Raw genomic sequence first — 15,171 nt, 5'->3', positions numbered from 1 at the left:
GGTGTCCCCGTTCGTTCGACTGATCTGCAACGACTAGCCGCTAGCGACCGCTCGATTCCGAACGGCTTACGAATGTGCCACCGTAGTGTAAGCTATGTACGGCGTCGTCACGCGCAACGCGGAAGAAGTCCGGTGGCCGGAGTTCGAGCGTGGTTTCTACGAAGTCAAAGACGTTACCGGTCGCTCTGCTGAACCGATCGAAGACGGCGTGAACATGGTCTCTTGTTTCGGCGACAACGCCGCCGCTGATGCCGATCCGTCGCTCGTCGCCGTCGACGACTTCGGCCGGCCGGCCACACGGGATCGGAAGTACTTCGACTGGGCCTACATCTGTCCCAGCCGGAAAGACTATCGTGAGGGCCTCCTCGAGATCATCGACGACTGCGTCGAAGCTAACGAGGACGTTCGACTCGACGACATCGGCTTTCCACGGCCCGAGTACTGCCGGTGTGGCGTCTGCGAGGAGTCGTTCAAAGCCAGCGAGTACGAGGACCGCTTCGAATGGCGTGCCAGCGTCATCACCGAGTTCGTCGAGGAAGCCGTCGATCGCATTCCCGGCCGCGTCTACATGACTCTCTATCCCGACCCGTACCCGGGCCACCTCTACGAACGCGCCGGGATCGATCTCGAGGCCGTAGAGGAGTACGTCGACGAGTTCGTCGTTCCGTTGTACGATACGGCTTACGAGACGACCTACTGGCTCGAGACGATCGCGAGAGGGTTCGAGAGCGCTCTCGAAACGCCGTTTAATATCGAGTTGTACGCGGTCAACGTCGATATCGACAATTTAATTCACGCCATGGAGGTCGCCGAAGCCTACGGAAACGACGTCTTCTTCGGTTACGAGGCGAGCAACGCACGGGCGGCGCTGCGACGCATGCGAGCCGACGAACAGGACGGCGTAACCCACGGCGAGCCCGGTACCGAAGACTGAACCGCCCGCGAGGAGTCGTTCTAATCACGCTTTACCGACGTTGCAGTTCCGTTTCGGTCGATTTCGAACCAGCAGCGCCGTGCGCTTACTATAGTAGCCACTGCACGTCACTGCACACCGTCTCGCACGGTGTCCGTGAGATACGTGTGAATCGTGTCAGTCATTTCTAGAGAGGGACTCGAGGCCGTCACGCCGGAAATGGAACGGGCGCTCAAAAAGGAATGGACGCAACTGCGGCGCCACAGCCCACACAGCAAGTGGGTACTCGGACCAACAGGGGAGGGCAGATGGTGTCCGGGATGGCCAGTCAACAGGCGTCCGAGACGACTGATCAGCAGCCACGCGGCCGGTCGGGTGAACAGCCCTAGCAGCGGTCTCTCCTCTCTGACTGGCGAGTGGATACCTGTGGCTGTTCAGATAGTCGACGGCCAGAAGACACCTCGAGCGAGGGGCTCGGCCGGAATCGGATTCGAGCCGGTCGCTCGAGTCGGCGTCCAACGGGTGGCTATCGGGTTCGGGTGGTATCGTTATCGTCACCGATTAGATCGTCGTCATCGTCCGTCAACCCCTGATCGTCATCATCACCGATCAACTCATCGTCGTCGCGCATCCCCGCGTCTCGATCGGTCCCTCGACCGCTGTCTGTTTCCATGCCGGTCGAACGGCTGGTGCCGGTGGCACCGCCGCCTGTTCCCGAGAGATCGCTCTCGAGGTGGACCGCATCGTCCGTCACTCGAGCGACGGAGCCTTCCTGAAGCGGGTACGCGTCGTCGTCGGTGCCGCCCCAGCCGAGTTTCGCTTTGATCGTATCCGTAATTCCTGGATCCGGTTCGACGTGCGCTGTGCCGTGCTCGACGTCCGCGACGAGGCCGACTTCCTCGCCGTTGGCGTTGACTACGCGCTTGCCGATGTCGTCGTCGGTAAACTCCGGTGTCATTGCAGTACACCAAACGCCTACCGGAAGGAAGTTGGTGGTGCTTGCGGTGGCTTGCGACGGTGAGTGGCTACGTCTCGAACTCCGGTTCCCGACCCTCGAGAAAAGCGCTGACGCCTTCTTCGTGGGCGTCCGAGGTCCGAGCCTGCACCTGCAGCAGGTTCTCGTAATCGAGCGCCTCCGACCACGGGCGGGCCATGTTCTCGTGGATGGCCTGTTTCATCAGCCCGATGATCTCTGTCGGTCGATCGCGCAGTGTGGCGACAGTGTCGTCGACTCGCTCGTCGAGTTCGTCGGCGGGAACCGCCTCGTTGACCAACTCGAGGTCGGCTGCCCGGTCGGCACTGAAGAACTCGCCCGTAAACGCGAGTCGTTTGGCGGCTCGCAGGCCGATAATGCGCGGGAGCATGAACGTGCCACCGGTGTCTGGAATCAGGCCGACGCGGACGAACGCACAGGAAAAGGTCGCATCCTCGACGGCGTAGGCGATGTCCGCGAGGGCCACGATCGCCAGTCCGGCACCGATGGCGTCGCCGTTGACCTTCGCGACGATCGGGACGGGACACTCGAGCATCGCTTCGACGACGTGGCCGAACGTGTCGGTGACCGACTCGTAGGACTCGCGTGCCGAGTCAGGGGCCTGGGACAGCGCCTGCATGTCGCCGCCGGCGCTGAAGGCGTCGCCCTCTCCCGTGATGACGACTGCGTCGTGGCTGTCGACCGAGACATAGTCGAGAGTCTCAGCCAACTGGACGGCAGTGTCTTTCGTGAGGGCGTTGAGTGCGCCCGGTCGATCGAACGCGATCCGACACACGCCGTCGTCGTTGTCGACGTTCATGACAGCTGATTGTTGGCACGACACATAACGGTACTCGTTCGGCTAGCGTGGTCCGTGTCCCGGCGTCGTCACCGTCAGCTCGCGCTGTCAGCTTCGTACTGGCCGTGAAAACATCGAGTGCTGCCGGCAGCGGGCCGTGGATCGATTCGAGATCGAACCGACAGGCGTGTGGGCGTGGTCCCCTCAGTCCGACGGCATCGGCGGTGCGACGGTGTCGTTTTCGGAGACGTTCAGCTCCGATGTGACGAGCGCGCGGTAAGCTCGACGCAACCGTTCCGAGAGCGCCTGGTGGGAGATGTCGAGCTCTTCGGAGAGTTCCTGCATCGAGACCTCGCGCGGAATCTCGAAGTAGCCGTGATCGATCGCCGCGACGAGCGTTTCGTACTGTCTGGCCGTGAGCCCACACTGCGAGTTGGTTTCCTCGGCTAAGTCGAACAGTCGGACGATCGTCGGCGTGACGTCCTCGTCGTCGAGCCGATCGTAGAGCGAACTGACACACTCGCGGTCGCTGAACCGAATGCTCAACAGCCACGTCCCGCTCGAGGCCGACGCGCTCAGTACGGTGCCGCCCTCCTCGAGGACGACCTCGAATACGTCGAGGGTGTCGGGCTCGAATTCGATGTCGTACAACCAGCGGTCGTCGTCGCTGTTGATCAGTGAGTACGCGCCGATCGCGCCGGCGTCGTCGAGTGCCGTTTCGATCCCATCCCGCGAGGGGCCCGACAGCCACAGTCCGTGGCCGCTCGAGGCGATTACCCGCTCCATCTCACAGGTCAACGACGGAACGGCCTCGAACAGCTCGCCCGTCCCGGTTCCGTCGGCCGGAATCTCGATGTCTGCGATTGAGGTCATATGTTACACCCATCGGTACAACAGGGATCCAGATAACCCCAGTTCCAAAGAGATTAGCATCGATGATGTAGAATGCCACGATAGTTGACCTGTATTGCGGATCAGACGTGTGGCTATCAGTCTGAGCGGGGTGTCCGAACACGGTATTCGGCTGCCGGGGAGGCGGTCGCCCGGTCGCGAGATGAACCGACGAATCGGGATTCCGGTGCGGTCGTCTTCCCATCAGTAGTGTCGAGGGCCGCCGATAACGAACTGGACGGCGACGACCACAACGAGGGTGATGACGAGCAGTGCTAGCGCGATCGGCACGATCGCATCGAGGCCGTGGGTGATCCGCAACACCTCGATTCGCGTGGGCATCGTCCGCGGATTGTATGCGACCATCATCGTCGCCCCGAACTCACCGATCGCTCGGACGAACGTCAGGATGACTCCGGCGGCGATAGCGTTTCGTGCAAGCGGCAGGGTGACCCGTCGCGCCGTCGAGAGGGGGCAGTATCCCAGCGTCCGAGCAGCCTCCTCGAGTCGTTCGTCGACGCCGTCGAAGCCGGCTCGAGCGGTGACGACGAGAAACGGGGCCGCGACGAACGTCTGGGCGAGGATCACGCCCGCGTAGCTGTCGGTCAGCGGCAGCCCGAGACTCGCAGCCACCGAGCCGATCGGCGTGTATTGGCCGACGACGGTCAGTATCATGACGCCGCCGACGATCGGTGGCAGGACCAACGGCAGCAAGACGGCTGCTTCGACGAGCCGTTTTCCGCGAAAGGACCGCCGCGAGAGGACGTACGCGAGCGGAATGCCGAAGACCGTGGCGATGGTCGTCGAGACCGGTGCCGTCACCAGCGACGTGCGGATCGCCGCTCGGGTCGCCGGCTCGGCGAGCCGTTCGGTCACATCCACGGAGCCGACTTGCAGAAAGAAGGCGACGAACGGTCCGACGAAGTACACGACCAACACGGCACCGAGCAGTGCCGGCACAGCGTGCCCGCCGGTCAGACCCACGAGTCCGTGCCCAAAACCGCTCGAGTCCGTGTCCGTTCCGGTTCCTGTCGTGGGGTCGTCGGCAGAGCCACTGTTGGCGGTCCGCTCGGCGGAATCTACTGGCTCGGTCACGGCTCGATCGTCTCCGGAACCGAGCCGTGTGTTCGGGGCAGCGAGTCGGTGACGCGCAACCCGTGTTCCTCGAGCAGGGATCGTTGCTCGAGCAGAAACGAGACGAACGCGAGGCCAGCGTCCGGAGCGTCTACGTCGGCCCGCACGGTCGCGTTGTAGACGGCCGGCGTGCCCTCGGTGACGTAGCCGTCGTCGGTGGTGTACGTCGCCTCCGCATACTGCGACGCGGCCGTCGGGTCCGTGAAGTTGTACGCGTCAGGTAACGCGAGAAAGGGGACGTCGTGATCGACGGCCATGTTCCGATAGACGACCGCACAGGCCCGGTTGCCCGCCTCGATGCCGGCGAGCAGTCGCGGCTCGTCGGGTTCCCGATACACCCGCTCGAGCATCGTTTCGCGAAACCCTTCGAGTCCGTGCTCGCGTTCGGCGAGGTCGAACAGATGGATGGCGCGATAGCCAAGTGGGTCGAGGTCGGGATCACTGATTGCGACCTCGCCGTCGTCGGCGTCGGCGAATACCTCGTACCACGGGTCGCCGGCTGCGAGCCGCGCGCCGAGTTCCGTTTCGGGTTCGTACGCGATGCCGACCTCGTTGGCCGCGAACTCGACGTCCCATGTGGCGTGATCGGGGTAGAGCCGATCCCGAAGCAGGTCGACGTCGGCGCTGACGATCACGTCCGGATGCTTGGTCCCTTCTTCGATCATCCGCATCGCGACGTTCGAGCCGTGATATTCGCCTTCGTAGCCAGTTCCCGTTTCGGATTCGAAGGCAGGCCCGACGTGTTCTTCGAGCACGACAGCGAGACTCCCGGCGGCGAGCACCCGGACTCGATCAGACGTTCCGAGACAGCCCGCCAGTCCGACGACACCAGCGGAGACGCCGCCGGCTGCCGCGAGGAACGTCCGACGACTTACCCGTCGTAATCCGGACGTGCCGTCGCGAGTGTGCATGCACACACAAATGCGGCCAGTCCTAAATATAACTAATCCTCATTCCCATTTCGTTCGAATGTAATTGATTATGGTTTCCCGATCGGAGCACGATCGCACCCAACCGCCGATGCGGCCGCTTGACGTAACGTGTCCACGTTATCTTCACGCCGCGAGTACGGCTTCCGGTTGCGTTCTGAGCCGGACTCTCACGATTCCCCGTTCACTCGAGGCCAGCACGCGGCTCGAGTGACCGAACTGTGGCGACGAGGTCCTCGAGGTCGTCGGTCCCGCGGCCGACGACCTCGCCGCCGACGGCGGCCGGCTCGCGGTCGCCCACGATGATCGTCGGCAGTGGCGCTGCCGAAAACCCTTCGACGATGACGAACTCGTAGCCCCGCCGCTCGAGGCGTGCAAGCGTGCTCGCAAGCGCCTGCAGTTCGGGGTCGGTCGACGCGAACAGGTCATCGGCGTCGTCGGGCGCTGGCGGTGGATCTCGTTTCCCGTGCGTAGAGATGTCGAAGGTCAGTTCGGGGGTGATCCCGACGACGGTTTCGGCACCGGCAGTTCGGTGGCGGTGGGTGTCCGCACCGGGCGTATCGATCTCGATATCGTGGTGGATCGATTTGACGGTCGCCACGCGGCCGTACTCTGCGAGTTTCGGCACGAGGTCTTCGACGAGTGTGGTCTTCCCCGAATCGCTCGGGCCGGCGAGACAGACGATCCGCAGTTGCTGCTGGCTCATTGCGCATCGGGTTCGGGAAGAAGGTACAAGATTCGTTCGACCCACCGGGTCGGCAGCGGTGGTGCCGACGCGTCGGTGCGTTCGGGGCCGTCAGCGCGCCCCGCTCGTCAAGCAGCCGTCGCCGACGGCTGTAGTGGCTGGTGTGATACAGACAGCACCGTCGTCGGAGACGACGACCGTGTGTCCGTGAACCGTAAACTCGACGCGAACACCGCTTTCGACGTCGTCTGCGTGGTTCAGGAGGGCAACGAGTGCGTCCGTCTCGATCCGTTGGTACAACGGCTCGAGTTCGGATACAGGGACGTTTTCGGCAACTGCCACGCCCCGAAGAATCGTCCGGAGGATCGATTCTGACTCCCCTTGGACGACCCGAATCGTAACACGAGCACCGTCTGTCGGAGAGTCATGGGTGTGGGAGTCCATATCAGTGCTCGGGACGCTCAGGTAATGTGACTTGTGCCAAACCGTATCGGTGTACAGTCGACCTGCGACGACGCCGAGCGCGTCCCAGTTTCCGGTGCCCGCGACACCTCAGAACAGGTCGACGCGAATCCCGTCGGCCTCGAGGTCCGCGGCGAAGGCCTCGGCGTCGGTCTCGATCGGCTCGAACGTATCGTAGTGTTCGGGCAACACGAGGTCGGGTTCGATGTGTTGCGCGAGGGCAGCAGCCTCGTGGCGATCCATCGTAAAGTGGCCGCCGATCGGCGGCACGAGCACGTCCGCGGTGATCGTCTCGTAGTGCTCGAGCGCATCCGAGTCGGAGGGGAAAAAGACGGTCGTCCCCGACAGCTCGAAAACGAGTCCGATCACTTCCCCTTCGGCATGGAACGGCTCACCGTCCTCGTCGACGTGTGGCCCGTCGGGATCGTTGTAGGCGGGCACCGTCTGCACGTCGATCCCATCGACGGTCGTCTCCCCTTCGAGCGGGAGATCGACGACGTCGAACGGGAGGTCGTCCGTGTCGACGGCCTCGTAGACCGCGATCGTGGCGTCCGGTCCTGCGACCGCGTCGATCCCGTCCGGGTCGTAGTGGTCGAAATCGTCGTGAGTGACGAACACGACGTCGCCGTCTTTCGGTTCGCCATCGAGGACGTCGCTCCACGGATCGACGTAGACGACGCGTCCGTCGTCGGTCTCGAGGCGCTTGCTTGCGTGACCGAGCCGTTCGAACGTGATTCCGTCGTAACTGACAGCCATCAGTGTTCGAGACGTACGTAGTCACACATCTTATACGTCGGTGCACAAGCGAGCGATCGACCGGTCGTCTTCTCATCCGTGGACCGTTCTATGGGTTTCCTCAACGGTTGTCACGAACGCATACAGCGTCTATTGATCCCCCAATCCGTTGCAGCCGTCGTGAATAACGTCCTCCGCGTCAGTACAACTGTTGCAATCGCTGCTCGTGGCGGCGTTTCCGGTTAATAGTCCGCTATGCGCCCGAACCGCTGTTGGTACGGGATCGACCCCGTCCGACTATTTTCTCGCGGGATCTGTCGTCCATACCGTTCGGATATCGAGACAGTTTCGAACGTCGTTATGACAAATATACGTAAAACGTCCCGTCACCGAACGGGGGACGTGACTTCGAACGATTCACACCGTCAGCGGTTCGGTCGCCGATCGTACATGAAAAGTTGTCTCGTCGGACTCGGAACGCTTTCTGTCGCCGGCGTTGCATCTGCAGACAGTCTCGAGGATGGCTACGAGACCGTCGTCGACGTCGTCGAGGAAGGGGCGGATAACGAGGGTGGCGAATCTATCACGCCGGTCTTGCGAGAGCTCGTCGGCGATAACACGCTCCTCAAGTTCCCGCCGGGGCGGTACTACATAGACGAACAACTCCGGCTCACCGGCTTCGAGAATGTCGGCTTCGTCGGCGAGAACGCGACGCTGGTACCGGCGAGCTACCACGAGTTCGACGGCCCGCAGTATCGTCTGTTCCGACTGGGAACCAGCGACAATCCCGGCCGCAACCTCCTGTTCGAGCGCTTCGACGTCGATCAGACCGCTGCGGAGACGGGTATCCGCGTTCTCAATGCGGAAGTCGAGGACGGACTCTCCGTACGCTACGTCACAGTCTACGGAGTCCACGACAGCGGAACGTGGGGGCCGGGACTGTTCAACATCACCGACCCCGACGGCGAGGGCGTCGTCTACTGCTTCCGCGCACCCGACGGCGCTGTCCACGTCGACGAAACACCGAACGCGGGGGACATGTGGCGCGGTGCGACTGGTATCACCGTTAATCAACACCACCGCGGCTCGCTCATCTTCAGAAACTGTACGCTGGGTGGGTTCCCGGACAACGGGTTGTACGCGTCGAACGAAACCGGCCGAGTCGGCATCGATGGCGGCTGGTTCCGGAACAGCGGTACGGCATCGATCCGTCTCCGCGGAACGGTCGGGAAGATCGCGGACGCAACCGTCGTCGTCGACGAGAACCCACACGACTCCGCGGGCCAACACGCAATCCGACTCGATGGCGGCGACCAGTTCGACCTTGAGGGCCTCACCGTCGACCTGCCGCAGCCGAACGGCGACGCGATCAGGATCATGCATGACGTCGACGAAACGTCGATCACGAACACAGAACTCACCGTCGGCGACCAGCCGAACAACGGAATTCGAATCGACGCCGGCGCGGGACCGACGACCATCGAAGACACCGAAATCGAACTCGAGGGGAGCGCCAACGCGGTTCGGATCCTCGGTCAGGACGGCGGCGCAGTCGAGTTGAGGGGCGTTCGAATTACCGGCGATGCCGTGGGGACCAGAAACCGACACGCGATCTACTGCGAGCGAAACGCCTGCCAGTTCCTCGGCCTCTCTGTCGAACAGCCGGGTGACGATCACCGCCGCGGCCTCGAACTTCGCGGCGAGGACTACCTCGTCGCCGACAGCACGTTCGAGACGACACACACGCCACTCGTCGTCAACGGCGCTGACGGCGTCCGGATCGAGAACTGCGTCGGCCGATCGCTCGAGGACGGATACTCCCTTCGCATCACGAGCGACGCTGGATCGGTCTCGCTCGCGGACAACGAGTTCCCCGACGGCGTCCGCGACGACCGGTAACGGAGTCGATCGTTCCCCGTTTCGCGTGACCGTCTTTTGATTCAACTCGCTCGAGCCGCTTCGCTCGTCACGAGTTTGTTCGCCGTAAAAGCGGACCGGGCACGATTGTGAACTACGCCGAGATGTTCCTGCTCGTTCGCTTTGCTCACTGCGCGGGCTGCGGCTCGTCTACTTCAAATCGCAGGACCGTTTTGCCACTCGCGAGTTTGCTCGTCGCAAAAGCGGGCCGGGCGCGATTTGAACACGCGACCGTCTGATTAAGAGTCAGACGCTCTGCCGGACTGAGCTACCGGCCCTGTACCTCCGACTTTCGGACGGGACGTAAAATACGTTTCCCTTGGGCGGCGTCGTGGCAGAGAGAAACAGGCGCTGCCAGTCGCTCTCGAGCCTCGAGTGTGAGGATGGCCGGTTGAAACGTTCGTCGCAGTGTAACAATCTTCGGGAGCGTTAAGTGTGGTCGGCCCGACCACACGGTCAATGAGTACGGGGGTTACGATTTCGTCGATCTCTGACTACGCTATTTTGGGCTGTGGCAGCGTGGGCTACGCCGTCGCGGAGGAACTTGTCGAACAGGGAAAAGACGTTCGGATCATCGACCGTGACGAGAGCCGCGTCGAGTCGCTTCGCGACCAGGACTTAGACGCCCGTACCGCAGACATCCGCGAACCCGAGGCGGCCGACCTCGTCTCTGACCGCGACGTCGTCCTCATCCTCGCGTCGGACGTCGAATCGAACAAACGCGCCGTCGAGAACATCCGTGCCATCGACGACACCCAGTTCGTCGTCGCCCGCGCGAGCGACCCCGTCTCCGGCGACGAACTCGAGGAACTCGGTGCGGATATCGTCATCAACCCCTCCTCGGTCATCGCCGAGTCGGCGCTTCGAGCCCTCGAGTCGGGTGAACTCGAGTACAACGCGGGGAAACTCGCCCAGTTGGTCGAGGCGACCGATGAGCGACTGGCGATCGTTACTCAGGACAGTCCGGATCCGGACTCGATCGCCAGCGCAGCGGCGCTCCAGGCGATCGCCGACCACCTGGGGGTCGAGTCGGACATCATCTATCTGGGTGACGTCGGCCACCAGGAGAACCGGGCGTTCGTCAACCTGCTGGGCATCGAGTTGGTTCAGTGGGACGAGGTCGAGGATCGCTCGGTGTACGACACCGTCGCACTGGTCGATCACGCAACCTCCGAGGAAATGGACCTTCCCGTCGATATCGTCATCGACCACCACGAATCCGACGCGGAGTTCGAACCGGAGTTCGTCGACATCCGTCCGAACATGTCCTCGACGTCGACGATCATGACGAAGTACATCCAGGAGTTCGATATGAACGTCTCCGAGGAGGTCGCGACAGCGCTGCTGTATGGCATCCGCGCGGAGACGCTGGATTTCAAACGCGACACGACCCCCGCCGATCTCACTGCTGCGGCCTATCTCTATCCGTTTGCCAACCACGACACCCTAGAGCAAGTCGAGTCCCCGTCGATGTCCCCCGAGACACTCGATGTGCTCGCCGAAGCGATCGCCAACCGCGACGTTCAGGGGAGTCACCTCGTCTCCAACGCCGGCCTGGTCCGGGATCGGGAGGCACTGACCCAGGCTGCGAGTCACCTGCTCAACCTTGAGGGCGTCACAACGACCGCAGTCTTTGGCATCGCCGACGAGACGATCTTCCTCGCCGGACGCTCGAAGGACATCCGCATCAACATCGGCAAGGTGCTCGAGGACGCCTACGGTAAGATGGGCGAAACCGCAGGCCACTCGACACAGGCCAGCGCGGAGATCCCGCTGGGCATTTTTACCGGGATCGAAATCTCGGAGGATACCAGAGATACGTTGCTCGAGTTGACCGAAGAAGCGGTCAAACGGACGCTGTTCGACGCGATGGGCGTCGACGGCAGCGAAGGATCGAACGGGAGCTAAGTCGTTACGCGATCAGTTCGTCTTCTTCGTCGTCGGGCTGGCGGACGCGCTCGACGACGTCATTGATCAGGATCACGTCACCGACCGATCGGACCCACCGGTAGGGGACGATGACGCCCTGACCGCTGCGGGCGGCATCTGCAAACAGTTCCGTGTTCAGATTGCCGAGTGCGAGTCCGGTGACGGCTTCGCCGTCGACGTTCAGCCGCAGGTCTTCGACTTCGCCGACGAAGACGCCGTTGTTCGAGTACACCTCACGTCCGACGAGAGAAGTGATCTCCTGGGGAGTATCGTCCATGTGTGGGCTCATGCAGGGCGGACTCTTAATTCTTGGTCAGACGTGACAGTCACTGAGTGAGAGGAGTCGATGTCGACGACATTCGATGCGAGAATCTGCTGGGAGGCCGTCCGGCGACGATCCGGGACCGTCGTCGGATGGCAATCCGTCTCAGTCGTCGACGTTCAGGATCGAGTCGACGGCCGCGTGATCGGCGAGCAGTTGCTCCATCCGATCGACGGTTTCGACGTTTCGCGTCCGGCCGCTGTGGACGACGTCTTCGGCCCGTTCGACGGTCGTGAGCGTGTCTGTCTGCACCGTGAGGATCGGCGTCTCGCTCTCCGTTGCCTGCCCGATAATCGCCCCCGACGGTCGGTGGCCGCCAGTGAGAATGAGACACCGGATCCCGGGAGCTTCGAGTGCGGCACGGTGAATCTCGGCACGGTCGCCGCCCGTGATCACGGCGGCGTCTTTCGTCCGGCGGAAGTGTCGCAGGGCGCTATCGCCACCCATCGCGCCGACGGTAAAGCGCTCGACGTAGGCGTCCGCGCCGGCATCGACGAGCATCGACGCCCCGAGCTCCTCGGCGAGTTCGCCGACCGTCACGCCCGAAAGCACCTGCTCGCGCGGCACGACGCCGAAGACCGGAATCCCCTGTCCCTCGAGGAAGGGGACCACATCGGTCTCGAGGGTGTCGTAGGCCGCGTCCGCGACGTCGTTGAAGATCACGCCGGCGAGTCGGTCGCCAAACGACTCGGCCGCGGCAAGCACCTTGTCGGCGTCACCAGCTCTCGAGTACGGCGCAACGAGCACCACGCGCGCGTCGAACAGCGCCGCGATGTCGGCGTCGGTCAGCGAGACGATGCCGCCGATGTCGTACTCGCCACCGCCCTCGAGGAACATCCGATCGGTGCCGTCCGCGAGAGTTTCGAACGCCTCCGTCACGCGCGCTCGCAGCTCGGTCGGGTCTTCGCGGCCGCGAATCGCCTGCTCGATGAACGTCGGCGAGTAGACGATCGGCTCCAGATCGTGCATCTCCGCCTCGAGGTCGAGCAGTTCCCGGGCGAGCAGCGGGTCCTCGTCCAAGGTCTTCCCGACGTTGCTCTGCAGGCTGGTGCCTTTCGGCTTCATGTAGCCGACGCGCTCGCCGTTTTCCTGTGCGATGCGGGCGAGTGCAAGCGTGATGGCGGTCTTGCCGGTGCTCGCCTCGAGCGAGCTCACGAGGATGGTGTCGGCGGCCGCGTCGGTGTCGGGGTCGGCGTCGGCTGTCGAACTGTGCTCGGTGTCGGTGTCGGTCGTCTCGGTGTCGGTCTCCGTAGGTTCGGTGTCGGTCATAGGTTCTCCGTGTCGACGGTGAGTCTGAGGTCGATTGCCTGTACGCCATCGGGGCCGGCCACGAGCGGGTTGATGTCGAGTTCGAGGATCGCCGGGAAGTCCGTCACCAGCTGTGAGAGTCGCTGGACCGTCTCGACGATCTCGTCGACGGCTGCGGGCTCGCGCCCGCGAGCGCCGCGCAACAGCGGAGCCGCCTTGATTTCGTCGACCATCTCACGGGCTTCGTCTTCGCCGACCGGGGCGACGCGAACCGACGTATCCTCGAGGATTTCGACGAAGATGCCGCCGAGGCCGAACAGCAAGAGTGGGCCGAACTGCGGATCCCGGTTCATCCCGACGATCGTCTCGGTGGCGACGTCGAGGTCGACCATTTCCTGAACCTGCACGCCGAGAATCGTCGCGTCGGGCTGGTAGTTGCGGGCTCGAGCGACGAGGTCTTCGTAGGCGTCGTAGACGTCCGCGTCGGCGACGCCGACTTTCACGCCGCCGATATCCGATTTGTGGGAGATATCGGGGCTGACGATCTTCATCACGACGTCGCCGTCGATACCGGACGCGACCTCGAGTGCCCGATCCGGGTCGTCGACGATTTCGCCGTCGGGGGTCGGAATGCCGTAGGCCTCGAGGAGATCCATCGATTCGACGCCCAGCCGGTTGTCGTCGCGGTCGGCCGCGCGCTCGAGGATGTCGCGGGCGCGCTCGCGGTCGACGTCGAACTGGGTTGGGTCGCTGACTGTCTCCGTTCGAACGTTGCGGTACTGGACCAGCGCGTCGAGCCCGGAGACCGCTCGTGCAGGATCGAAGTAGTTCGGGACCCCGAACTCGCGCAGAACGCTTTCGGCGGCACGCGCCCGCTGGCCGCCCATGAGACAGGTCACGACGGGCGTCTCGTGGTCGTGCTGTTTCTCGATGACCGTCTCGGCGAGGGTGTCGTACTCGAGGACGGCCGTCGGCGCGCTGACGACGACCGCGCTGCCGACGTTCGGATCGCCGAGCGCGATGTCGAGCGCCTCACCGAAGCGCTCGGCGTCGGCGTCACCGATGGCGTCGATCGGGTTGTAGATGTTGGCCTCCTTGGGCATCGCCTCACTCAGTTCGTCGAGCGTCTCGTCGGTGAAACCGGCCATTTCGAGGCGTGTGTCACCGACGGCGTCGGTGGTCAACACACCGGGACCGCCCGCGTTCGTGACGACGGCGACGCCGTCGGAATCGGGCTCAGACAGCCCCGAGAGCGCCCGCGCGTAGTCGAACAGTTCCTGGACGGAGTTCGCTCGGATCACGCCGGCCTGCTCGAGGCCGGCCTCGTAGGCTCGCTCGCTGCCGGCGATCGCACCGGTGTGTGAGGAGGCGGCCTGTGCGCCGGCGTCGGTGCGGCCGGATTTGACGAGCACGATCGGCGTCTCCTCGGTCACCTCGCGGGCCGTCCGAATGAACTCGTCGCCGTCGTCGATCCCCTCGAGGTAGCCGATGATGACGTCCGTGTCGGGATCGTCGCCCCACTCGCGGATGAAGTCGGTCTCGTCGAGGACGGCCTTGTTGCCGAGCGAGACGACGTCCTGAAAGCCGATTCCCTGGTCGCTGGCCCAGTCTAAGACGGCCGTGATGAACGCCCCGGACTGGCTCATAAAGGAGATCGAACCCTCGAGCGCGTCCTCGGGGCCGAAGCTCGCGTTCATGTCGACCGGCGTCGACATGATCCCGAGGCTGTTGGGGCCGACGACGTTGAGATCGTACTCGTCGGCGAGGTCGCGCAACTTTCGTTCGCGTCTGGCTCCCTCGCTGCCTGTCTCCGAGAAGCCGGCGGTAATGACGACGACGTTTTTCGTCCCGGCCTCGGCGATATCGCGAAGCGACTCGAGGACGATATCGGGCGGGACTACGACCACCGCCAGATCGACCGGCGGCGCACTCGACACAGCTGGATAACACTCGAGCCCGAGGATCTCGTCGCGGTTCGGATTGATCGGCACGACCTCTCCGACGAACTCGTCGTGGAGGTTCTCGACGATCGCACGACCGACCGCTCCGTCACGGTCGGTCGCACCGACTACGGCGACGGTCTCGGGGTCGAACAGCGCAGATAACCGTCCCATCGCTTGCGTATTATTCGAGTAGCGAGTTAAGGGTATGGCGTGTTCCAGCAGTCGGGGAATACGGATGATCGATCGACCGGTTTTCGGCTCCGCGCGTCGGGTGACTCGAGTTCGGTCTGC

14 protein-coding genes and 1 tRNA gene are annotated in these 15,171 nt (G+C 63.4%); 3 read left to right on the top strand and 12 right to left on the bottom strand.

Annotated features, from left to right (window positions below; all coding sequences use genetic code 11):
* Positions 1-94: 94 nt before the first annotated feature.
* On the top strand, positions 95-934 hold the full coding sequence (locus GCU68_RS13960) for a hypothetical protein (RefSeq protein ID WP_152942589.1): 840 nt from the start codon (positions 95-97) through the stop codon (positions 932-934).
* 505 nt (positions 935-1,439) lie between these two features.
* Here GCU68_RS13960 and GCU68_RS13955 read toward each other — a convergent pair.
* The 8 genes from GCU68_RS13955 to GCU68_RS13920 all read right to left on the bottom strand — a co-directional run bounded on the left by GCU68_RS13955 (position 1,440) and on the right by GCU68_RS13920 (position 7,542).
* Positions 1,440-1,871 carry a hypothetical protein gene (locus tag GCU68_RS13955; RefSeq protein WP_152942587.1) on the bottom strand — a complete coding sequence of 144 codons (432 nt, stop codon included), beginning with the start codon at positions 1,869-1,871 and terminating at the stop codon, positions 1,440-1,442.
* 67 nt (positions 1,872-1,938) lie between these two features.
* A complete protein-coding gene (locus GCU68_RS13950; protein ID WP_152942585.1) occupies positions 1,939-2,706 on the bottom strand; it encodes an enoyl-CoA hydratase/isomerase family protein in 768 nt (255 codons plus the stop codon).
* A gap of 183 nt (positions 2,707-2,889) precedes the next feature.
* Positions 2,890-3,558 carry a helix-turn-helix domain-containing protein gene (locus GCU68_RS13945; protein WP_152942583.1) on the bottom strand — a complete coding sequence of 223 codons (669 nt, stop codon included), beginning with the start codon at positions 3,556-3,558 and terminating at the stop codon, positions 2,890-2,892.
* Between the two features lie 222 nt (positions 3,559-3,780).
* Complete coding sequence (locus GCU68_RS13940; RefSeq protein WP_227014985.1) at positions 3,781-4,560, bottom strand: ABC transporter permease; 780 nt, start codon at positions 4,558-4,560, stop codon at positions 3,781-3,783.
* A 107-nt stretch (positions 4,561-4,667) separates the two neighbouring features.
* Positions 4,668-5,621, bottom strand: coding sequence for an extracellular solute-binding protein (locus tag GCU68_RS13935; protein WP_152942580.1), 954 nt, complete (start codon positions 5,619-5,621; stop codon positions 4,668-4,670).
* A gap of 202 nt (positions 5,622-5,823) precedes the next feature.
* Complete coding sequence (locus GCU68_RS13930) at positions 5,824-6,345, bottom strand: molybdopterin-guanine dinucleotide biosynthesis protein B (protein ID WP_152942578.1); 522 nt, start codon at positions 6,343-6,345, stop codon at positions 5,824-5,826.
* 90 nt (positions 6,346-6,435) lie between these two features.
* Entirely contained in the window at positions 6,436-6,768 is a 333-nt protein-coding gene (locus GCU68_RS13925; protein ID WP_161991510.1) for a HalOD1 output domain-containing protein, read from the bottom strand.
* Positions 6,769-6,876: 108 nt separating this feature from the next.
* On the bottom strand, positions 6,877-7,542 hold the full coding sequence (locus tag GCU68_RS13920; RefSeq protein WP_152942576.1) for an MBL fold metallo-hydrolase: 666 nt from the start codon (positions 7,540-7,542) through the stop codon (positions 6,877-6,879).
* Between the two features lie 429 nt (positions 7,543-7,971).
* On the opposite strand from GCU68_RS13920, the gene GCU68_RS13915 reads away from it, so the two are divergent.
* Positions 7,972-9,420, top strand: a complete 1,449-nt coding sequence (locus GCU68_RS13915; protein ID WP_152942574.1) for a hypothetical protein — start codon at positions 7,972-7,974, stop codon at positions 9,418-9,420.
* A 222-nt stretch (positions 9,421-9,642) separates the two neighbouring features.
* Here the strand turns inward: GCU68_RS13915 and GCU68_RS13910 are convergent.
* A tRNA-Lys gene (locus tag GCU68_RS13910) sits at positions 9,643-9,716 on the bottom strand.
* 181 nt (positions 9,717-9,897) lie between these two features.
* Between GCU68_RS13910 and GCU68_RS13905 the strand changes: the two genes are divergently transcribed.
* Positions 9,898-11,346 carry a DHH family phosphoesterase gene (locus tag GCU68_RS13905; protein WP_152942572.1) on the top strand — a complete coding sequence of 483 codons (1,449 nt, stop codon included), beginning with the start codon at positions 9,898-9,900 and terminating at the stop codon, positions 11,344-11,346.
* A 4-nt stretch (positions 11,347-11,350) separates the two neighbouring features.
* On the opposite strand, the gene GCU68_RS13900 is transcribed toward GCU68_RS13905, so the two are convergent.
* From GCU68_RS13900 to GCU68_RS13890, 3 genes are all read right to left on the bottom strand, one after another.
* Positions 11,351-11,644: a PRC-barrel domain-containing protein gene (locus tag GCU68_RS13900; RefSeq protein ID WP_152942571.1), complete on the bottom strand. Its 294-nt coding sequence runs from the start codon at positions 11,642-11,644 to the stop codon at positions 11,351-11,353.
* A gap of 150 nt (positions 11,645-11,794) precedes the next feature.
* Positions 11,795-12,958: a phosphotransacetylase family protein gene (locus tag GCU68_RS13895; protein ID WP_152942568.1), complete on the bottom strand. Its 1,164-nt coding sequence runs from the start codon at positions 12,956-12,958 to the stop codon at positions 11,795-11,797.
* Positions 12,955-15,051, bottom strand: coding sequence for an acetate--CoA ligase family protein (locus GCU68_RS13890; protein ID WP_152942566.1), 2,097 nt, complete (start codon positions 15,049-15,051; stop codon positions 12,955-12,957). Before GCU68_RS13890 ends, GCU68_RS13895 begins: the two co-directional genes overlap by 4 nt.
* Between the last annotated feature and the right edge of the window lie 120 nt (positions 15,052-15,171).

Origin of the sequence: Natronorubrum aibiense, from assembly GCF_009392895.1 — an archaeon.
Classification (GTDB): domain Archaea; phylum Halobacteriota; class Halobacteria; order Halobacteriales; family Natrialbaceae; genus Natronorubrum; species Natronorubrum aibiense.
Note: the sequence above shows the minus strand (reverse complement) of the source record. Positions and strands in the feature narration are given on the sequence as shown.